This is a genomic window from Sphingomonas sp., from assembly GCF_051962185.1.
Taxonomy (GTDB): domain Bacteria; phylum Pseudomonadota; class Alphaproteobacteria; order Sphingomonadales; family Sphingomonadaceae; genus Sphingomonas.
Genome location: NZ_JBQCCN010000131.1, coordinates 1 through 19,481 on the forward strand (window position 1 = coordinate 1; position 19,481 = coordinate 19,481).

Annotated in this window: 17 protein-coding genes; 7 read left to right on the forward strand and 10 right to left on the reverse strand. The window is 67.2% G+C overall.

What is annotated here, in order from left to right; genetic code table 11:
- The 3 genes from ACTHJR_RS07495 to ACTHJR_RS07505 all read right to left on the reverse strand — a co-directional run.
- Positions 1-813 (reverse strand): GAF domain-containing protein (locus tag ACTHJR_RS07495; protein WP_440522500.1); only part of this gene is annotated, 813 nt, incomplete at its 3' end.
- A 221-nt stretch (positions 814-1,034) separates the two neighbouring features.
- Entirely contained in the window at positions 1,035-1,778 is a 744-nt protein-coding gene (locus ACTHJR_RS07500) for a hypothetical protein (RefSeq protein ID WP_440522501.1), read from the reverse strand.
- Positions 1,779-1,855: 77 nt separating this feature from the next.
- The gene (locus ACTHJR_RS07505; protein WP_440522502.1) at positions 1,856-2,437 is read right to left on the reverse strand and encodes a hypothetical protein; all 582 of its coding nucleotides are present in this window, start codon (positions 2,435-2,437) and stop codon (positions 1,856-1,858) included.
- 255 nt (positions 2,438-2,692) lie between these two features.
- On the opposite strand from ACTHJR_RS07505, the gene ACTHJR_RS07510 reads away from it, so the two are divergent.
- The 3 genes from ACTHJR_RS07510 to ACTHJR_RS07520 all read left to right on the forward strand — a co-directional run bounded on the left by ACTHJR_RS07510 (position 2,693) and on the right by ACTHJR_RS07520 (position 8,654).
- On the forward strand, positions 2,693-4,171 hold the full coding sequence (locus ACTHJR_RS07510; protein WP_440522503.1) for an ATPase domain-containing protein: 1,479 nt from the start codon (positions 2,693-2,695) through the stop codon (positions 4,169-4,171).
- A 7-nt stretch (positions 4,172-4,178) separates the two neighbouring features.
- Positions 4,179-6,701, forward strand: a complete 2,523-nt coding sequence (locus ACTHJR_RS07515; protein ID WP_440522504.1) for an ATP-binding protein — start codon at positions 4,179-4,181, stop codon at positions 6,699-6,701.
- Positions 6,702-6,806: 105 nt separating this feature from the next.
- The gene (locus ACTHJR_RS07520) at positions 6,807-8,654 is read left to right on the forward strand and encodes a chloride channel protein (protein ID WP_440522505.1); all 1,848 of its coding nucleotides are present in this window, start codon (positions 6,807-6,809) and stop codon (positions 8,652-8,654) included.
- Positions 8,655-8,708: 54 nt separating this feature from the next.
- Here ACTHJR_RS07520 and ACTHJR_RS07525 read toward each other — a convergent pair whose 3' ends face one another.
- The 6 genes from ACTHJR_RS07525 to ACTHJR_RS07550 form a co-directional block, all read right to left on the reverse strand.
- Complete coding sequence (locus ACTHJR_RS07525; protein WP_440522506.1) at positions 8,709-11,021, reverse strand: ATP-binding protein; 2,313 nt, start codon at positions 11,019-11,021, stop codon at positions 8,709-8,711.
- 57 nt (positions 11,022-11,078) lie between these two features.
- On the reverse strand, positions 11,079-12,518 hold the full coding sequence (locus tag ACTHJR_RS07530) for a glycosyltransferase family 2 protein (RefSeq protein ID WP_440522507.1): 1,440 nt from the start codon (positions 12,516-12,518) through the stop codon (positions 11,079-11,081).
- A complete protein-coding gene (locus tag ACTHJR_RS07535) occupies positions 12,515-13,486 on the reverse strand; it encodes a HEAT repeat domain-containing protein (RefSeq protein WP_440522508.1) in 972 nt (323 codons plus the stop codon). The genes ACTHJR_RS07530 and ACTHJR_RS07535 overlap by 4 nt, the downstream gene beginning before the upstream one ends.
- 4 nt (positions 13,487-13,490) lie before the next feature.
- Positions 13,491-14,591 carry a YaiO family outer membrane beta-barrel protein gene (locus ACTHJR_RS07540; RefSeq protein WP_440522509.1) on the reverse strand — a complete coding sequence of 367 codons (1,101 nt, stop codon included), beginning with the start codon at positions 14,589-14,591 and terminating at the stop codon, positions 13,491-13,493.
- An 8-nt stretch (positions 14,592-14,599) separates the two neighbouring features.
- Complete coding sequence (locus tag ACTHJR_RS07545) at positions 14,600-14,971, reverse strand: response regulator transcription factor (RefSeq protein ID WP_440522510.1); 372 nt, start codon at positions 14,969-14,971, stop codon at positions 14,600-14,602.
- Between the two features lie 157 nt (positions 14,972-15,128).
- Positions 15,129-15,713: a YdeI/OmpD-associated family protein gene (locus ACTHJR_RS07550; protein ID WP_440522511.1), complete on the reverse strand. Its 585-nt coding sequence runs from the start codon at positions 15,711-15,713 to the stop codon at positions 15,129-15,131.
- A gap of 107 nt (positions 15,714-15,820) precedes the next feature.
- Between ACTHJR_RS07550 and ACTHJR_RS07555 the strand changes: the two genes are divergently transcribed.
- The 4 genes from ACTHJR_RS07555 to ACTHJR_RS07570 all read left to right on the forward strand — a co-directional run bounded on the left by ACTHJR_RS07555 (position 15,821) and on the right by ACTHJR_RS07570 (position 18,358).
- Positions 15,821-16,162 carry a PadR family transcriptional regulator gene (locus ACTHJR_RS07555; RefSeq protein WP_440522512.1) on the forward strand — a complete coding sequence of 114 codons (342 nt, stop codon included), beginning with the start codon at positions 15,821-15,823 and terminating at the stop codon, positions 16,160-16,162.
- 1 nt (position 16,163) lies between these two features.
- Positions 16,164-17,132, forward strand: coding sequence for a hypothetical protein (locus ACTHJR_RS07560; protein WP_440522513.1), 969 nt, complete (start codon positions 16,164-16,166; stop codon positions 17,130-17,132).
- A gap of 77 nt (positions 17,133-17,209) precedes the next feature.
- The gene (locus ACTHJR_RS07565) at positions 17,210-17,725 is read left to right on the forward strand and encodes a hypothetical protein (RefSeq protein WP_440522514.1); all 516 of its coding nucleotides are present in this window, start codon (positions 17,210-17,212) and stop codon (positions 17,723-17,725) included.
- A 114-nt stretch (positions 17,726-17,839) separates the two neighbouring features.
- Positions 17,840-18,358 (forward strand): hypothetical protein, encoded by a 519-nt coding sequence (locus ACTHJR_RS07570; RefSeq protein WP_440522515.1) that lies wholly within the window; start codon positions 17,840-17,842, stop codon positions 18,356-18,358.
- A 63-nt stretch (positions 18,359-18,421) separates the two neighbouring features.
- On the opposite strand, the gene ACTHJR_RS07575 is transcribed toward ACTHJR_RS07570, so the two are convergent.
- The gene (locus ACTHJR_RS07575) at positions 18,422-19,453 is read right to left on the reverse strand and encodes an NAD(P)H-dependent flavin oxidoreductase (protein ID WP_440522516.1); all 1,032 of its coding nucleotides are present in this window, start codon (positions 19,451-19,453) and stop codon (positions 18,422-18,424) included.
- Positions 19,454-19,481: the final 28 nt, after the last annotated feature.

The window sequence follows — 19,481 nt, forward strand, 5'->3', positions numbered from 1 at the left end:
CGCCTCGTTGATCCGCCGCGACCAGCCCTCGTCGTACGCGAACATCTTGTAGGTCGCGAGGACCTCCTCATGCTCGCCGTCGACGCCGAACTCGGCCTGCTGCGCCATGCGGTCGATCTGCTCGCGCATCTTGTCGAACGCCGCATAGACGCGGTGGCGCTCGGCCTCGATGTCCTCGGCGACGGTATGCTCGATGGTGATGCGCGGCTGGTGATAGACGGCGTGGCCGATCGCCATGCCCTCTACCAATTTGAGCCCTTCCATCCGCGTCGCCGCGGTCGATTGCGGGCGCGTGGCGGCGTCGCCGCGCTGGTCGATCAGCCCGGCATTGGCGATCAGCTCGCTGAGCACCATCGCGACCGTCTGCAACGCCTCGATCTCGACATCGTCGTACTTGCGCGGCTCGGCATGTTGCACCGCGAGCACGCCGACCGCTTGCTCGCGGCGGATGATCGGTACGCCGGCGAAGCTGTGGAATTCGTCTTCGCCCGTCTCGGGGCGATAGGCGAAATCGGGATGCGACGCCGCCTCGTCGAGGTTCAGCGTCTCGACATTCTGCGCGATCGTGCCGACCAGGCCCTCGCCCGGCGCCAGCTTGGTGACGTGGACCGCAGCCTGGTCGAGGCCGCGGGTGGCGTAGAGTTCGAGCAGCCCCTCGCGCAGCAGATAGATCGAGCAGACCTCGCTATCGAGCGCCTCACCGATGATCCGCGTGACCGCGTCGAGCTTCGCCTGCGCGCTCGACCGCGCCGCCATCACGTCGTGCAGGCGGACCAGGATTTCGCGGGCGGAAGCGGCGGCGGTGACGGCCATGATGCTGCGCTAGCAGGTTGCTGCGGGGCGCGCCATGACCTGACATTCGAAGAATTGCAGCCGTGGTTCGCAACGGGAGAACGGGCGGTCCAGGATACTGCTCCAACCGTCATGCAGGGCTCGTCCCGGCATCCACCGTGCAGCAAGCGCCGTGCTCGATGAGCATGCGGATCGGTGGATCCCGGCACAAGGCCGGGATGACGTTGGAGAGGCTGAAAGGATTACCGGAAAACCGCCGGATCGACCGTCAGGACGGGCACTTTCGTCGTCGCGGTCGCGGGGATGGCAGGCGAGGCGGCCGCCTGCGGCGCGATCCCGACCGTCACCGGCGCCACCGTCGCGATGCTCGCGACCGGCTGCCGCTGGTAGCGCCACGCGTCATAGGCGCGGAAGAAATCGATGAACGGCCGGTCGAGGTCGGCCAATCCCATCGGCGCATAGGCCGCCAGCCCGTCCGCCGCGACCGCGGGAAGCGTGGTCAGCACGCGATCGGCCGCGGCGCAAAAGCCGTCGCGCGCCGGCGCCAGGGCGTAATAATTGTAGAGCCGGGTCATCGCGTCGTCCCAGGCGTCCTGCGGATCCTTCGCCCCGCTCGATCGGACTTCCTGGAACGCCGCGGCCTGCGCCCCGGCAAAGTCGCCCTTCCGCCCGACGATCAGCGCATTGTAGCGCGCCGCGATCTCATCCCCCGCCGGTCCGCGACACGCTAGTGCCGCGACGTTCAATGCCACCCGCAAATGCCACATCGCCGCCTTCGGGCTCAGCCCCAGGCTCGGCGTCGGATAGCTGCCGTCGGGCAGGGCCGCGGGAATCTGCATGTTGGGACTCGCACCCGCGGGCATCGCGACGGCGACCGACGGCGGCGGAGCGACGATGGGCGGCGCCACCGCGACCGGCGCGGGCGCTCGGTGCGCGCACCCTGCGAGGATCACGGGCAGAACCAGCGCGCGCGACAAGCGAGCCATACGCATCTCCATCACCGCCCCTGGCGGGTCCGCACGATGCGGCGGCGATGGTTAAGATGCGGTTCGCGATGTTCCGCTCAGCGCAGCGGCACGCCCGGCGCGAGCGGCACTGACGCCGAGATCGCGGTCGTCGCGACCGGCCCGTGCATGGCGTCGCCCGGCTCGGCCGCGACGAGGCTCGCCGCCGGCGCGGTCGGCCAGAACGGCTCCTCGAGCGCGGGAAGCGCGGCGCGGGCGAAGCCCGGCAGATCCTGCGCCGGCACGCTTGCGACCCGCGCCAGCGTGTCCTTGGCGGTGGCGCAGAATTGCGCCTGCGCCCCGGGCTGCGCGAAGTAGTTGTAGAGCTTGGTCATGTCGCGCTCGCGCGCGTCTTCCCACGCCGCGCCGTAGCGTGCCTTGTAGTCGGCGCTGACCGCGTCATCGGCCTGCGACAGTTCATCCGCCTGGCCGTGGATCAACGCATTGTACGACGCCACCGTCATGGCTTCATCGGCATCGCGGCAGCCGAGCGCGGCGACGTTCAGGGCGACACGAAGATGCCACAACGCCTCCAGCGGCGGCAGCGTGGTCGACACCACCGCCGGCTGGAAGGTCTGGGCCGCGGTCGGAGCACCCGTCAGCATGGCAGCGGCAGGCAACAGGATGGATAGGATACGCATGGAACAACCCCCCTTTTGCGCCACCCCCGTGGCGCCGGCGGAGGGTCACGCCGACTCGGCTGCCAAGTGGTTGATAGAGGGGATGAAGATGGCGTTCAGGATGAATGTCGGCGCCGGCTAGCCGGCCGCGAGGCCAATTCGTCTCAAAAAAGGCCGATGGATCGATCCGGCGGTTCGCGCATTGACGCAGATCAAAACTGTAACGCAGCCGTACTGATAGGACCGGCTGAAGGCCAAGCATGGAACAGGTGTCGGATGGAGAATTGCGCAACGGGGGTCGACGGACTGGACGAGATCCTGTCCGGCGGTTTTTCGAAGGGGCGCTTGTTTCTGGTCGAAGGAAGTCCCGGCACCGGCAAGACCACGCTGGCGAGCCAGTTCCTGATGGCCGGCGCCGAGGCCGGAGAGAAGGTGCTCTACATCACCTTGTCGGAAACCGAGGAGGAGTTGCGTGCCGGCGCCGCTTCGCACGGCTGGAGCTTCGGCAAGGGGTTCGAGGTATTCGAGCTCGTCCCGCCCGAAAGCCTGCTCGACGACGAGCAGCAGCAGAGCCTGCTCTATTCCTCCGATCTTGAATTGGGCGAGACGACCAAGCGTATCTTCGAGGCGTTCGAGCGCGTGAAGCCGTCGCGCGTGGTGCTCGATAGCCTGTCCGAAATCCGCCTGCTCGCGCAGAGTTCGCTGCGCTACCGCCGACAGATCCTCGCCCTCAAACATTATTTCGCCCACAACGAGGCGACGGTCATGATGCTCGACGACCTGACCGCCGACGTGATGGACAAGACCGTGCACAGCGTCGCGCATGCAGTGATCCGGCTGGAGGAATTGTCCCCCAATTACGGTGCCGAGCGGCGGCGGATGCGGGTGCTCAAATATCGCGGGCGGCGCTATCGCGGCGGCTATCACGATTTCGTGATCGAGCATGGCGGCGTCCGGGTCTTCCCGCGCCTGGTGTCGGCGGAGCATCGCGCCGGTTTCAAGCGCGAGACGGTGGCGATCGACAATGCCGCGTTCAACCAATTGCTCGGCGGTGGGCTCGAACGCGGTGCCAGTAATCTCATCCTTGGGCCGGCCGGCACCGGCAAGTCGCTGATCACGCTCAGCTTCATCCAGTCGGCGATAAAGCGCGGCGAAAATGCCGCGATGTTCGTTTTCGACGAGGAGCTCGGTCTGTTGGTCGAACGCTCGAAAGGGCTCCGCATCGACCTGCAGGCAATGGTCGATTCGGACAGGCTGGTCATCGAACAGATCGATGCCGCCGAACTGACTCCCGGCGAATTCTCCGAACGCGTCCGCGTCTGCGTCGAGAAGCACGGTGCCCGCACCGTGGTGATCGACAGCCTCAACGGCTATCAGGCGGCGATGCCCGAGGAGCAGGCGCTGGTCCTGCATATGCACGAATTGCTGCAATATCTGAACCGCCAGGGAGTCACGACCTTCCTGACCGTCGCCCAGCACGGCCTCGTCGGCGACATGAAGGCGCCGGTCGACGTGACCTATTTGGCCGATACCGTGATCCTGTTGCGCTATTTCGAGGCGCTGGGCCAGGTCCGCCGCGCGATCTCGATCGTCAAGAAACGGACCGGCACGCACGAGGATACGATCAGGGAATTCATGATCGGCGTCAACGGCATCACGCTCGGCGAACCGCTGACCGGCTTTCAGGGCGTGTTGCGGGGCGTGCCGAACCTCGTCGGCGATACCGCCGGGCTGCTCGACATGAGCAAAGCATGAGCCGCTCTTGAACCGCACCATTTCCCAAGGTGCCGTCATCCTGGCACCGCATGGCCGCGACGCTGCGGTGGCCGAAGCGATTCTGCGCGAGGGCGGGCTGGAGGCGACCTCGGTCCCCGACATCCCGACACTGGCGCGGACGTTGCGCGGCGGCGCCGGCTTCGCCATCGTCACCGAGGATGCGCTGCGCGGCGCCGACCTGCGCGATCTCGCCTCGTTCATCGCCGACCAGGCCGAATGGTCCGACTTTCCTTTCATCGTGCTGACCGCGCGCGGCGGCGGACTGGAGCGCAATCCGAGCGCGGTGCGGCTGCTCGAAATCCTCGGCAACGTCACCTTTCTCGAACGGCCGTTTCATCCGACCACGCTGCTCAGCCTGGCCCGTGCCGCACGGCGCGCACGGCTGCGGCAATATGAGGCGCGCGAACGGCTCGACGACATCCGTGCGGGCCAGGAACGGCTGCGTGTCGCTCTGGCCGCGGGCGGACTCGGCGCCTGGTCGATCGAGCTCAAGACCGACGACCTGAGCGCCTCGCACGAGAGCAAGGCGCATTACGGGCGCGGCGTCGAGGATTCCTTCACTTTCCCCGAACTTCTCGCCTCGATTCACCCCGACGATCGCGACCGCATGCGGGCGGCGGTGCACGAGTCGATCGCCTCGGGCGATGATTACGACATCGAATATCGCTGTCTGTGGCCCGATGGATCGATCCATTGGGTGCAAGTCAACGGACGGCTCGAGCGCGACTTGCGCGACAAGCCGGTGCGGATGGTCGGGGTGACGCAGGACATCACCGCACGGCGCCAAACCGAGAGCCGCCGCGCGGCCTTGCTCGCGCTCGGCGACGGCCTGCGCCACATGACCGACCCCGCCGAGATGTCGTTCTTCGCCGCCCAGATTCTCGGCGAGACATTGGGAGTCAGCCGTGCGGGGTACGGCGTCATCGATCCGGTCGCCGAGACGATCACGATCGAGCGCGACTGGAATCGCGCGGGGACCGAAACGCTCGCGGGCGTGCTGCATTTCCGCGATTATGGATCCTATATCGAGAACCTGAAGCGCGGCGAGACAGTGGCCATCGCCGATGCGCGCAACGATCCTCGAACCGCCGACCGGGCCCACGCGCTAGAGGCGATCCACGCCCGCGCGGTACTCAACATGCCGGTGGTCGATCATAACGATTTCGTCGCCTTGCTCTATCTCAACGACAAGAATCCGCGCGACTGGAGTGCCGCCGACCTCGCCTTCGTCCGCGACGTCGCCGATCGTACCCCGGCGGCGATCGAACGCCGCCACGCCGAACTTTCGTTGGCCGAGCTCGCCGGCTCGCTCGAACGCCAGGTCGAGGAACGCACGCGCGAGAGCGAAGCGGCGCAGGAGCAACTTCGCCAGGCGCTGAAAATGGAGGCGGTCGGCCAGCTGACCGGCGGACTGGCGCACGATTTCAACAATCTGCTGACCGGCATCTCGGGCAGCCTGGAATTGATCCAGTTGCGCATGCGGCAGGGCCGCTCGGGCGAAGTCGACAAATATATCGAGATGGCGCAGGCCGCGACTCGCCGCGCGGCGGCGCTGACGCATCGCCTGCTGGCGTTCTCGCGCCGCCAGACGCTCGATCCCAAGCCCACCGTGATCAACCGGCTGATCGCCAACATGGACGACTTCCTGCGCCGCTCGGTCGGGCCCGCGGTCGAGGTCGAAGTGGTGCAGGCGGCGGGGCTGTGGACGACGCTGATCGATCCCAACCAGCTCGAGAACGCGCTGCTCAACCTCTGCATCAACGCGCGTGACGCGATGCCCGACGGCGGGCGCATCACGATCGAGACGGCGAACCGATGGCTCGACCCGACCGCGGCGCGCGACCGCGGCCTTCCGCCCGGCCAATATGTCGCCTTGGCGGTCACCGACACCGGCACCGGCATGTCGCCAGAGACGATCGAGCGCGCGTTCGACCCTTTCTACACCACCAAGCCGCTGGGCGAGGGCACCGGGCTCGGGCTGTCGATGATCTATGGCTTCATGCGGCAATCGGGCGGACAGGTGCGGATTTATTCGGAGCTCGGTCGGGGCACGACGATGACGCTCTATTTCCCCCGGGTGCTGTCGGAGGACGAGGACCACAGCATTGGCGAGGCGCGGCGCGAGGCGTTGCCCTCGGCGGAAGGCGAGACGGTGCTGGTGGTCGACGACGAACCGGCGGTCCGCGCTCTGATCGCCGATGTCCTGGTCGATCTCGGCTATAATATGATGGAGGCGAGCGACGGCGCCGCCGGGCTGGCCCTGCTCAAGGACCATGCCGGGATCGAATTGCTGGTGACCGACGTCGGCCTGCCCAAGGGGATGAACGGCCGCCAGCTGGCCGACGCCGCGCGCGTCGAGCGGCCCGACCTCAAGGTGCTATTCATCACCGGCTATGCCGAAAATGCCGTGATCGGCAACGGCCGGCTCGGGGACGGAATGCACGTCCTGACCAAACCGTTCGCGATGGACGCGCTGGCCAACCGGATCCGCGAATTGATCGCGGGGTAGCGGCGACTACCGCTCGCTGCGAAGCGAGCTGTCTGCGGTCGGGCTGTCGAACGGATCGATGCGCGATCGCGCGGTTATACTTTTTTATATCGCAATACGATAGGAATGCTGCGAAAGGCCGTCGGCACGCCGCCCCCGCGCGTTTGTCAGGAAGCGACCAATTTGAGCAACGACCGCATCGATCGCCGGCTGGGCGATTTCACCACCGAGCCGCGCGTTCTGCTGATTTCGCTGATCGCCGTGATCGTCGCGGTGGCGGCCTTGTTCAGCGGGATCGCGCTGCTCGGGCTCATTCGGCTGTGTACCAACCTCGCCTATCTCGGCAGGTTCAGCTTCGCCAACCTCAACCTGGGCGATCACCAGCTCGGGCTGTCGTCGGTGCTGGTACCGGTGATCGGCTCGCTGATCATCGGGCTTATGGCGCGGTACGGCAGCGACAAGATCCGCGGGCACGGCATTCCCGAAGCGATCGAGGCGATCATGCTCGGGCGCTCGCGGCTCGACATCAAGGTGGCGATCCTCAAGCCGATCTCGTCGGCGATCTCGATCGGCACCGGCGGCCCGTTCGGCGCCGAGGGGCCGATCATCATGACCGGCGGCTCGATCGGGTCGCTGATCGCGCAGGCGCTGCCGGTCAGCGACAACGAGCGCAAGACATTGCTGGTCGCGGGCGCCACGGCGGGCATGACCACGGTGTTCGGTACCCCGATCGCGGCGATCATGCTCGCGGTCGAGCTGTTGCTGTTCGAATGGACACCGCGCAGCTTCGTGCCTGTCGCGGTCGCCGCGATCATCGCCGAGATCGGCCGCACCGCGCTGCACATGCCGGCACCACTGTTTCCGTTCGAGGGCGCGATGGCGATCGGGGTCGAGGGCCTGGCCGGCTGGGTGTTCATCGGCATCGCCGGCGGGTTGCTGTCGGTCATCCTGACCCAACTCGTCTATGCGTGCGAGGACGGGTTCCTCAAATTGCCGATCCACTGGATGTGGTGGCCGATGATCGGTGGGCTGGTCGTCGGCATCGGCGGGCTGGTCGACCCGCATGCGCTGGGCGTCGGCTATGACAATATCGCGCGGATGCTGGCCGGCGGGGCGATCCTCAAGATCGCGCTGTTGCTGCTGGTGGTGAAGGCGGTGATCTGGGCGGTGGCGCTCGGGTCGGGCACGTCGGGCGGCATCCTCGCGCCGCTGCTGATCATGGGCGGGGCGATGGGCGCGGCGCTGAGCGGCTGGCTGCCGGCGGCGAGCCCGGGCTTCTGGGCGCTGCTGGCGATGGCGGCGACGATGGGCGGCACGATGCGCGCGCCGTTGACCGCGACCTTCTTCGCGGTCGAGCTGACCGGCAACACCCACGTCTTGCTGCCGTTGATCGCGGCCTGTGCGACCGCGCATCTCGTCACCGTGCTGCTCATGAAGCGCTCGATCCTGACCGAGAAGATCGCCAGGCGCGGGCACCATATCGTGCGCGAATATCGCGTCGATCCATTCGTGCTGACGCGGGTCAGCGACGTGATGACGCGCGACGTGCAATCGGTGCCGGGTTCGATGACGCTGCAGGAGGCGGTGAGCTTCCTGACCGCGCCTGAGCGCCGCCACCCGAGCTTTCCGGTGGTGGGCGAGGACGGCCGCGTGCTCGGCATCATCGACCCGCCTTCGGTGATGGGCTGGCGCCGGGCGGGCAAGCATCGCAAGACCAGCCTGGCCGAGTTGCTCGCCGGGGCGCACATCATCGTCGCCGATCCCGACGAATATCTCGAAAGCCTCGCCGAAAAATTGATGAAGGCGAACATCGCGCACCTGCCGGTGGTCGCGCCCGGCACCGGGACGCTGGTCGGCTATATCGGCTGGAAGGATTTGATGCGCGCACGAGTGAAGGTCCGCGACGAGGACCGCGACCGCACCGCCTTCCTCGGCGCCGCGATCAACCGCTACCGGAAAGCTGCGAAGGAATAGTGCCAAGGCGACGCCGGCATAGTTGCCCGGGTCCCGAGGACATCCGACGCCAGGTCAGGCGTGATTGGTGCAGCGGTCCAGGAATCGCTGGATCGCGGCGCGCGCATGCGGATCGAGCGCGGTTTCCGCACTATTCGCGGTGACCGCTTCTTCGATCTCCTGCGCCGCGATGCCGACTTCAGGCTCACCGAATGTCGCGGCATTGCCGGCCAGTTTGTGCGCTTGTTCGCCGAGCGCGCGACGCGCTTCGGCGGTGGGAGCCGCCATGGCCAGAAGTGTCCGGGCGGCGCCCTCCACTTCGCGGCGACGCATGAGATAGCGGTCGCGCAGCGAGTCGATCAGGGCTTGCTCGTCCGAACGGTCGCTCGCCGCCTCACGCGGTGGTAGCCAGGCCTGCAGCGCCTCGCGAAGCGACGGGAGGCGGATGGGTTTGGTGAGATGCGCCTGCATGCCGGCGGCGCGCGTGGCGGCGATATCCTCGTGATGGGCGTTGGCCGACAACGCGATGATCGGTAGCACCGTCGCGTCGATCCCGCGCGACCGCAACGCCCGCGCCGCCTCGATGCCGTCCATGACCGGCATCTGGATATCCATCAGGACGAGCGCGTAAGGCGCGCCCCGTTCCCGGGCCTGTTCCACCAGTTCGATCGCCTGGGCACCGTCCGACGCGATGTCGACCGCGCATCCCAGGCGCTGGAGCATCGCCCGGATCAGCATCTGGTTGATGTCGTGATCCTCCGCCACCAGGATCCTGGCGCCGTCGAAATCGACCTTTTCCTTCGGTGCAGCGGGCGGTGGCGGCGGCGTGACGTCGCAATGCGCTTCGAGCGGGACGACCAGCGAGAATCGGCTGCCGCGGCCGAGCGCGCTGTCGAGGGTGAGCGACCCGCCCATCAGCCGCGCCAGCTGCGCACTGATCGCCAGCCCTAGTCCGGTGCCGCCGAAGCGGCCGGCGGTGCCCGGTTCGGCCTGGACGAATTTGTCGAAGATCGCGGCCTGGCGGTCGGGGGCGATGCCGGGGCCGGTGTCCTCGATGCTGACTTCGAGCCGCGCATTGGGCAGCGCGCGAGCGACCAGGGAAACCGATCCGGATGTGGTGAACTTGACCGCGTTGCCAAGGAGATTGAGCACGATCTGCCGCAGCCGGAGGCCGTCGCCGATCGCCATGTGCGGCAAGGCGGGATCGATCGCCGCGTCGAGCGCCAGACCCTTCTGGTTGGCCGAAGGGCGGACGAGATTGAGACAGGCGTTGAGCGCGTGCGCCAGCTCGAACGGCTCGCTGACCATGTCCATCAGCCCGGCTTCGATCTTGGACAGATCGAGTATGTCGTTGAGCAGCCGCATCAGCGCCCGGCCGGAATCGGCGATCATCCGGACCTGACGGCGCTGCTCGCTCGGCAATTCCGCGTCGAGCAGCAAGTCGACGAATCCCAGGATGCCGTTCATCGGCGTCCGGATCTCGTGGCTCATGTTGGCGAGAAACGCCGACTTGGCTTCGTTGGCGAGCTCGGCGGTCCGCTGCGCCGAAAGATCCTCGACCACCGACACAAAGAAGTCGGCCTGTCCGGCGTCGTCGCGGACCAGCGAGACCGTGAGCATGATCCACACGATCGATCCGTCCTTGCGGACGTACCTCTTCTCGATCGCATAGGAATCGGCTTCGCCCGCCAGCAGGCCCGCCGCGCGCCGGGCTTCCTCCAGATAGTCGTCGGGATGCGAGATGTAGCGGAAGTGCAGCCCGATCAGTTCGTCGCTGTCATAGCCCGAGATCGCGGCGAAACGGTCGTTGACCAGCAGGAAGCGGCCATCGGGCGAGACGTGGGCGATGCCGACCGCCGCCTTGTCGAACGTGGCCGCGAAGCGCCGCAGCGCGTCGTTATGCCCGGCATTGGCCAGACCGGTGATCGCCGGGCCCGCCACCAGTCGCGCGATGTCGAGATCGGCGTCGCAAAACGCGTTCGGGTCGCCTGAATAGGCCTTGAGGACACCGGCCACTTTTCCTTGATAGGGCAAGGGAACCAGGATCATCGAGCGCACGCCGACCCGTTCGCAAGCGACGCGGTCGACACGATCGTCGACCTCGCTGTCGTGACAGATTTGCGGCTGGCCGGTGGCGATGCACCGCCCCGACAGGCTGCCGCGAAGCTTGAGACGGAGGCCAAGCTGCAGCAGGGCGGCCCCGCTCGCGGCGCGATAGACCATCTCGTCGCCTTCGCGAATTTCGATGATCGCGCCGGTCGCCGCGGGCAGGATGTCGAGCGTCCGCTCGACCACCGCGTCGGCGATGCGGTCGAAGTCGGCGGCGCGCGCGGCGACCGTTTCCTGCAAGGCGAGCATGGTGGGCAACCATTGCGGGCGATCAGCCATCTACATCCTCCTGCCGACGCCTCGCCACCCGGATCGGGAAGCCGGTCGGTCGTGCCGTCATTGCCGCGCGAACCCGGCGCGACCGGCGCTGGCCCAGCGCGTGTCCTTCTTGAAGAACCGCCAGGCGCCGTAAATGCGAAAGGCCAGATTGGCCTGACGGTATCCGAGATTCTCGATGACCGCAGCCAGCCCGATCAGCGCGAGATCGCGTGCGCTCGGCATGCGCCGAAGCTGCACTTCCTCGAGCGCGAGCGTGCCCAGGCTGAGCGCGGTGCCGAACAGCACGGTGATCGAGAAGAAGGCGACGACCACCGTCCCCGACTCGATGCCCATGAAATAGAGCAGGGGAATCAACAGATAGCCGAACAGCTCGCACGGCGGGCCGAGCACGTCCTCGATCACGATCAGCGGGAAGGCGACCATGCCGATCCGGCCGTAGCGCGGGTTGAGGATCATCCGGGCATGGCGCGTGATCGTCTCCATCGCCCCTTGCTGCCACCGGGCGCGTTGGTTGCGTAGCCCGCGCCAGGACGCCGGCGCTTCGGTCCAGCACACGATCTCCGGCACGAAAGTGATGCGATAGGGCTTCTTTTCCTCGCGCATCTTGCGGTGGAGCCGGATGACCACTTCCAGATCCTCGCCCACGGTGTCGTGGCGATAGCCGCCGATATTGACCAGCATCTCGCGCCGGAACATGCCGAACGCGCCCGAGATCAGCATCAGCATGCCGAGTTCGGCATTGGCGATGCGCGCGGTCAGGAACGCCCGGAGATATTCGAGGATCTGAAAGCGCGGCAGCCAGCTTCGCGGCAAGCGGATGTCGCGGACGTGCCCGCCCTCGACGACCGAGCCGTTGGCGATGCGGATCGCGCCGCCCACCGCGAGCAGGCGGCCGTCGTCGGCCATGAACGGTTCGGCCGCCCGCAGCAGGCCGTCGGGTTCGATGATCGAATCGGCGTCGATGACGCAGACCAGCGGCGCCGCGGCAAAGCCCAGCCCGGCGTTGACCGCATCGGCCTTTCGCCCGTTCTCCTTGTCGATGAGGATCAGATTGGCATAGCGCGCCGAGCCGTAGATGCCCCTGACCCGCGTCTGTTGCAGTGTGGCGATCTGCTCGCGCTCGATCGGGCGCATGTCGAACCCGTCGATCAGCGCTGCCAGCGTGCCGTCGCTGGAGCCGTCGTTGACGACGATCACCTCGTGATCGGGATATTCCAGCGCGAGAAGCGCGCGGACGCTGTCGTTGATCGACAATTCCTCATTGAAGCATGGTGCGATCACCGAGACGGGCAACGCGAGGTCGGCGTAGCGGGTCCACAAATCGTAGGAACGTGCCGCCGGACGGATCCGTGTCGCGAAGACGCGCGCGGCGAGCAGCAGCTGGATCGTCGATACCAGGTTCCGGATGGAGACGACCAGGAAGCACAGGATGCTGATTGCGATCAGGGTGGTGATGCCGACGGTACGGGCGGTCTCGAGAATGGCGGCCGCGTTCATGCCACCCCCAGGGCCTGCTCGGCCTGTTGCGCGCGCAACCGCACCCAGGGCGAGGGATCGCGCCGCAGGCGGGCGATGGCCGGCAGGCCCGCCCTGAGGTCGAGCGATTGGCACGCCCGGATCGCCCGCGCGCGGACGGTCGGCTCGGGATCGTCGAGCAAGTCGACGATCCATCGCGACGCCTTGGGATGGCCGATGCGGCTGGCGGCATCGATCGCCGCGACTCGGACCGGCGGATGTGGATCGCGCGCGGCATCGACCAGCAGGTCGAGCGCGGCATAATCCTCGGTCCAGCCGAGCGCGTCGACCACCAGTGCCCGGATCGGCGCGGGAAGATCGGCCGCGACGATCGCGAACAGTTCGGCCGGCCGCCGTGCCGCGAGCATCCGGAACAAGGCGCGGTGCAGCGGCGTGATCGGCGCCTCGGCCAGCCGCAATTGCGCGATCAGCGTGTCGGGCGGCGGCAGTCCATCGATCCTGGCCAACGTGATCGCGGTTTCCAGCCGGACATCCTCGTCCCGCTCCTTCGCCAATGCGTCGCGCAACGTGTCGACCGCACGGGGGCCGCCGATCGTACCGACGAGCCTGATCGCCTCGACGCGCTTGCGACGCGAGCCGCGACCGACCTCGCGCATCGCGCGATCGAGCAGATGCTGTTCCTCGACGAACGAGATCAGCCGATCGCGATCGTCGCCGCGCACCAGCTGGCCGATATTGCCGATCGCGGCGAGGCGCGCCCGCGGCTGGGCACGATCGAAGGTCGGGCGGGCGATCGACGGGTCGCCGATCAGCGCCATGATCTCGCGCGTCAGGTCGCGCATCCGCGCGAGTTCGCGCGCGCGGCCGCGCTCGCGCCGGTCGCGGCGCATCACCAGGAACAGTAACAGCCCGGCCATGCCCAATGCGCCATAGAGCGAGATCAGTTCGGCCAGCCTGGCGACATGATCGCCCGGATCGATCCCGTGCATCGCGTCAGAACCGAAGCTGGAGGCCCAGCGAAGCTCCGGTTCGCCTGTAGCTCGCCTTGCGTCGTTCGTAATCGACCCCGAGGCGCATCGTCAGCCGGTCGGACAGGTGCAGCGAACCGCCGGCGAAGGCGGCGTCGACCCGGCGCGTGATCCCGGTCTCGGTGTCGGGATAGGTCGCCGCGCCGGCATAGAGGGTCGCACCGCCGGCGAATTCCTTGTCGATCCGCGACGACACGCCGGTGCGGTACGTACCCGCTTCGTCCCACATATTGATCATTCGCGCGGTCACGCTGAACCCGGCCGAGCGCCAGTCGATGCGCGCGCCGGGCTCGAACGCGACGACGGCGACGCCCTTGCCGTACCACGCCCGCCGCACGTCGGCGAGGAGAGTCAGCCCCTGTACGACCGGCGCCTCGACGCCCGCCGCGACACTGAAACGCTCCCGAAAATCGGCGTTCGGGGTGCCCGCGAAGGCGAGATGACCGAGAAACCCGCCACCGAAGCGATGATCGACGCGCGCTTCGATCCGCGTGTCGATCATCGTCTGGCGATCCTCACGCTCGGCGGTCAGCGTCGCAACGGTCGTCGGGCCGAGCGGGGCGAAGGCGGCGAGGGTGGTCGTCGACCAAGTGCGATCCTCGCCGCCGTCGATGGCGACATGCGACAGCGCCTCGCCCAGCGAGATTCCCGACCGACGAGCGGCGGGCGCGTTCGATTGCGCGGTGATCTGCTTCGCGTCGGCATTGCCCGGGTCCCTCGCCACGATCGCGGCGACCTCGGCGCGCGAGGCGTCGCGATCGCCCGACCAGAGGTAGGCACGGGCCAGCGCCGCCTTGATGTCGAGGTCGGCGGGCGCCAATTGCTCGGCGCGCCGCAGCGTCGCGATCGCTTCGGGATAGCGATGGTCATAGGCGTAGGCGCTGCCCAGCAGGCGCAGGATTTCGGGATCGTCAGGATGGGCCGCGCGCGCCGTCTCCAGCGTCGCGATCGCCGCCCGATCGTCCTGGCGCTCGATCGCCGCGCGAGCGGACGCGATCATCGCCGCGCGGTCGGCCGCCGGTGCGGCGGGCTGGGCCTGGGCAGCGAGCAGCAATGGCAACACCATGGAGGCCATCAATCGCCGCGCCCGGATTTGAGGATGGTGCCTACCCGGGCCACCAGTTCGTCGGGGATGAAGGGCTTGGTGAGATAATCGCGGGCACCGGCCTTGAGCGCGGCGAGCACATCGGCCTGCGCCTTGCGCGAGGTCAACATCAGTACCGGCAAGTCCGGTCGCTCGTCGGCGAGCGAGCGCAATACGTCGGATCCCGACATCACGGGCATCATCGCGTCGAGCACCACCAGATCGAAATCGCCGCTGCACGCGGCATCCAGCGCGGCCGCGCCATCGCCGAGAATGGTGACGTCGTGGCCCGCCGCCTCCAGCTTGAAACGCACCAATTCGCCGAGCAGGTCGTCGTCGTCGGCAACCAGGATTCTCGGCATACGCATTCCCCCGCTAGGCGAACGATGATGCGCCTAGCACGGTGTCGGCGATTTATCTTTGATTAGCGGCATGTTAGCCGCTTTTTGCGATGAGCCGCCGGCCCAGTCCGGCGAGTCGTGAAGCGACCGATGCGGCCAATTCAGTCAGATGGCGACTTCAATGGATCGTCTCGCCCCGTTCGCACATCGCGACGAATTTCGCGATTCGCGCGGCGCGTGTTTCGGGTCTCTTCGCGGTTTGCACGCGGTAGAGGATGGCGTAGCGATTGGCCCCGACCAGGGTGTCGAAGAACGCCCGCGCCTTGGGCGCCGCGTCGAGCGCCGCTTTCAGGTCGTCCGGCTCCGCGGCGGTGGAGGCCGGCGCGTAAGCGGCATCCCACCGGCCGTCTGCCATGGCCGCTTCGATCTCCGCCAAGCCGGCCGGCGTCACACGGCCCTCGGCGATCAGCGCTTCGGCACGCTTGCGGTTGTTCTCCGACCATTTGCTGGTGCGCTTGCGCGGGGTGAAGCGGGTCAGGAACCAGGCCTCGTCATATTTGTCGATCTGGCCGTCGATCCAGCCGTGGCACAGCGCGGCGTCGATCGCCTGCGCCTTGGTCAGGCGCGATGCATGGTTCCCCGCCTTGGCGATCTTGAGCCATACGCCCTTTGCGTTGCCGTCCGCGCTCGCCGCCAGCCATGCTTCCCAAGCCGCCGCGTCGGCGAAATCCAGTATCGGTAATCCGCCCCGTTCGCTGTCCATCGCGTACTCCTGGCCATCGCTTGCACCCCTCTTGACATCGCTGGCCTTGACTCCTCAATTACTGTGTATCATACAGTGTATGTCACACACTATGTGAAGCACAGTCCATGCCGACCGATGACGACCTGTTCGAGAAATTGCGCATCGAGCTGCGGCGCGGGTCGCTGGTGCTGGCTGTGCTGGGGGCGCTGCGCGAGGAACGCTACGGCTACACATTGCGCCAGACGCTGGAGGAGGCCGGCCTGCCGATCGACGAGGGCGCGCTCTACCCCTTGCTCCGACGGCTCGAATCGCAAGGCCTGCTGATCAGCGAATGGCGCGAGGAGGCGAAGCGGACCAAGCGCTTCTACCGCCTGTCGGTCGACGGCACCGACACGCTGGCGGCGTTGCTCCACGAATGGAACGCGATTTCCGAATCGATCCTGCGCCTCACCGAAAAGGACATATGAGATGGACCTGATCGACCGCTATCTCGCCGCGATCGCGCGGCGGCTGCCCGCCGATAAGGCCGAGGACATCATCGCGGAGATCCGCGACGACTTGCTCACGCGCCAGGAAGCGCGCGAGGAGGCGCTCGACCGCCCGCTCGACAAGAGCGAGGTCGCGGCACTGGTCAAGGACATGGGCCATCCGCTGATCATCGCCTCGCGCTATCGGCCGCGGCAATATCTGATCGGGCCCGACGCCTTTCCGTTCTTCGTCATGGCGTTGCGCATCGTCGCGATGTTCCTGGTCGTGGTGTTCGCGATCGATGCCGCCTCCGGCGTGGTGTTCGGTCATGTCGATCCGATCCGGGCGATCGCCCGCGCCTGCACCGACATCCTGAGCTCGGCGATGCTCGGTTTCGGTACCGTGGTCGCGATCTTCTACGCGCTCGAGCGCGGCGGTTTTCCGGCCGATTATCTCGCCAAATGGCGCCCGCAGGAATTGCCCGAGGTCAAGGACAAGCAGCCGAGTACCTGGGGGTCGGCGTTCGAAGTCGCGATCGGCGGGTACTTCATCCTGTGGTGGTGCGGGCTGGTGCCTTTCCCGACCTATTACGGCAATGTCAAAGGGCTGGTGCTGACACCCGACCCGGTCTGGGCGAGCGTCTGGTGGCCGGTGTGCGCGCTGATGGTCGCGCGGTTGATCTATACGATCGTCCAGTGGCTGCGGCCGCGGTGGAAGGCGGTGCGTGCTGTGCTGTCGGTCGGGACCGCGGCGGGTGGATTGGCCTTGTGCGGGGTGATCTATCGGGCCGGCCATTGGCTGACCGCGAGCGGGACGATCACCCATGGCGACATCGCCGCCATCGATCGCAGCGTGAACTTGGCGATCCACTGGGCGATCGTCGTGGTCGGGGCGATCTGGGTGTGGCAATGCCTCCAGGAACTCTGGCTGCTCGCCACGTCGCGCCCGCCGATGAAGCCCGCCGCCTGACTCGACGCCAGCTGGCGGGCGGTCGCGCCGCGATGTAAAAGTGGCGGCGCGCATCGTGCGCGACCGGGGACTGGCCGATGAAGATTGTGCTTCTTACCGTGCCGCTGCTTCTGTCGGCCGTCGGATCCCCGCCGCCGCCACCGCCACCTGCCGGCCCGGCCTGCAACGTGATGATGAGCGTCATCGATCCCGATCCCGGCGGCACTAATGTCCGCAAGGCGCCCGGCGGCGCCGTGATCGCGACCCTGCGCACGTCGCGCAATGTGGACGACTGGCTGGAAGTGCATATCGTCGCCCAGGACGGCGACTGGTTCCTGATCGATCGCGCCGATCTGGTCGGCGACGACAGCCGGACGGTCTATCGCGGCCGGGGCTATATGCATCGGTCGGTGCTCGGCGCCGACGGACTGATCAACGGCGAGCCGATCCGCGCGGACCACGATGCCCGTAGCCGGCAGATCCTCGCGTCGGAGGACCCCGACCAGCAAGTCCATGTCCTGGCATGCTGGGGCGATTTCATGCAGATCCGGGTCAAGCACGGCATCGGCTGGACCAAATCGCTGTGCCTCAACCAGCGAACGACCTGCGCCTGAGCCCATCAATTAGGGATCGTCCTGGGGCAGGGGCTCGACACCAATTGTTCCGGCACTGGACCAGTCTCCAGCCGCGCCTTAGTGGGCCCCCTTCAAACCTGCGGGGAGCGGATAATGGGGGCTTGGGGCGCGATCATCATGGGCTTTTTCGGGTCGGTCTTCGCGACGCTGACTCTGGCCCTGCAATATCACCTCGGCGGCGCGATGCTGGCGGTGCCGTTGGTGCTGTTTCTCGTCATCGCCGCCCTGGCCGCGCAGACGCTCCGCCAACCCGGGCACGGCATGGCACCCTCGCCGCGCGCCAGGCGAGTCATCATGTGGAGCAGCATCGGCGAGGGCGTCGGCATTTTCGTCGCCGTCAATCTCGTCCGGAACCTGCATCGGCCGGATCTGCTGCTGCCGGCGATGGCGCTGGTGGTCGGCCTCCACTTCCTGCCGATCGCCCGAGCCACACTCTTCAGGCCCTTTTACTGGTTGGGCGGGGCGCTGATCCTGGCGGCGGTCGCGGGCTTGCTGGCGCCGACGCCGCTCGGCGACACAGTCGCCGGCCTTGCCGCCGCGGGCGCGTTGTGGATCGCAGCGCTGCTTGCCGTCCGCCGCGATCAGCGGGCTCGCCGCGCCACTATGGCCTGACGTTGGCACCCGACATCGCGAGTTAGCGCGGGCGCGAGGGGAAAGCTTCCTCGCTGAGTGAAGCTACGCTGCCCGCTTCTCCAGCGCGTGCGCGGCTTCACCCATCAATTGCGCGATGATGTCGGCGACCGGCTCTTCCTGCTTGACCATGCCGACCGACTGGCCCGCCATCAGGCTGCCATGCTCGACATCGCCGTCGATCACCGCGCGGCGCAGCGCCCCGGCCCAATAATGTTCGATCTGGAGCTGCGCCTCGGCCATCTCGACCGCGCCCTCGTTGAGCGCCTGCGCGACCTCGACCTGCTTGGCGGTGAACAATTCGGTGCCGGCGTTCTTGAGCGCGCGGACCGGGATGACCGGCAGGCGCGGATCGATCTGGACGCTGGCGACGGCGTCGCGCGCGCTGGCGCGGAAGAACGCCTTCTTGAAATTGGGGTGGGCGATCGATTCGGTCGCGCAGGCGAAGCGCGTGCCGAGCTGGACGCCCGCCGCGCCCATGTCGAGATAGCCGGCGATCGCCTCGCCGCGGCCGATCCCGCCGGCGACGAACACCGGCACTTGCTCGGCGACCTCGGGCAGGATTTCCTGCGCCAGCACGCTGGTCGAGACCGGGCCGATATGCCCGCCGGCCTCCATGCCCTCGACGACGAGCGCGTCGACGCCCGATCGGATCAGTTTCTTGGCCAGCGCCAGCGCCGGCGCGAAGCAGATCAATTTGGCGCCGTTGGCCTTGATCGCGTCGAGCGATCCCGCCGGCGGCAACCCGCCCGCCAGCACGACGTGGCCGACGTCGTGCTTGTTGCAGACCTCGATCAGGTCGAACAGCATCGGATGCATCGTGATCAGATTGACGCCGAACGGCTTGTCGGTCAGCGCCTTCGTCCCGGCGATTTCCTTGTCGAGCAACTCGGGCGTCATCGCCCCGCACGCGATCAGCCCGAAACCGCCGGCATTGGACATCGCCGCGACCAGGTTGCGCTCGCTGACCCAGGACATCGCGCCGCACAGGATGGCGACCTCGCAGCCGAGGAAATCGACGCCGCGCTGCATGCGGCGCTGGAGGCGCTCGGCGCCGATCGAGGAAGAAGCATTCATGACGCCGGCCTAGCCTTGGCCGGGGGTT

Excerpts from the sequence above, each read along its gene's own strand:
- ACTHJR_RS07500 (WP_440522501.1), bottom strand. The coding sequence starts at position 1,778 with ATGGCTCGCTTGTCGCGCGCGCTGGTTCTGCCCGTGATCCTCGCAGGG.
- ACTHJR_RS07505 (WP_440522502.1), bottom strand. The coding sequence starts at position 2,437 with ATGCGTATCCTATCCATCCTGTTGCCTGCCGCTGCCATGCTGACGGGT.
- ACTHJR_RS07510 (WP_440522503.1), top strand. The coding sequence starts at position 2,693 with ATGGAGAATTGCGCAACGGGGGTCGACGGACTGGACGAGATCCTGTCC.
- ACTHJR_RS07520 (WP_440522505.1), top strand. The coding sequence starts at position 6,807 with ATGCTGCGAAAGGCCGTCGGCACGCCGCCCCCGCGCGTTTGTCAGGAA.
- ACTHJR_RS07525 (WP_440522506.1), bottom strand. The coding sequence starts at position 11,021 with ATGGCTGATCGCCCGCAATGGTTGCCCACCATGCTCGCCTTGCAGGAA.
- ACTHJR_RS07530 (WP_440522507.1), bottom strand. The coding sequence starts at position 12,518 with ATGAACGCGGCCGCCATTCTCGAGACCGCCCGTACCGTCGGCATCACC.
- ACTHJR_RS07535 (WP_440522508.1), bottom strand. The coding sequence starts at position 13,486 with ATGCACGGGATCGATCCGGGCGATCATGTCGCCAGGCTGGCCGAACTG.
- ACTHJR_RS07540 (WP_440522509.1), bottom strand. The coding sequence starts at position 14,591 with ATGGTGTTGCCATTGCTGCTCGCTGCCCAGGCCCAGCCCGCCGCACCG.
- ACTHJR_RS07545 (WP_440522510.1), bottom strand. The coding sequence starts at position 14,971 with ATGCCGAGAATCCTGGTTGCCGACGACGACGACCTGCTCGGCGAATTG.
- ACTHJR_RS07550 (WP_440522511.1), bottom strand. The coding sequence starts at position 15,713 with ATGGACAGCGAACGGGGCGGATTACCGATACTGGATTTCGCCGACGCG.
- ACTHJR_RS07555 (WP_440522512.1), top strand. The coding sequence starts at position 15,821 with ATGCCGACCGATGACGACCTGTTCGAGAAATTGCGCATCGAGCTGCGG.
- ACTHJR_RS07560 (WP_440522513.1), top strand. The coding sequence starts at position 16,164 with ATGGACCTGATCGACCGCTATCTCGCCGCGATCGCGCGGCGGCTGCCC.
- ACTHJR_RS07565 (WP_440522514.1), top strand. The coding sequence starts at position 17,210 with ATGAAGATTGTGCTTCTTACCGTGCCGCTGCTTCTGTCGGCCGTCGGA.
- ACTHJR_RS07570 (WP_440522515.1), top strand. The coding sequence starts at position 17,840 with ATGGGGGCTTGGGGCGCGATCATCATGGGCTTTTTCGGGTCGGTCTTC.
- ACTHJR_RS07575 (WP_440522516.1), bottom strand. The coding sequence starts at position 19,453 with ATGAATGCTTCTTCCTCGATCGGCGCCGAGCGCCTCCAGCGCCGCATG.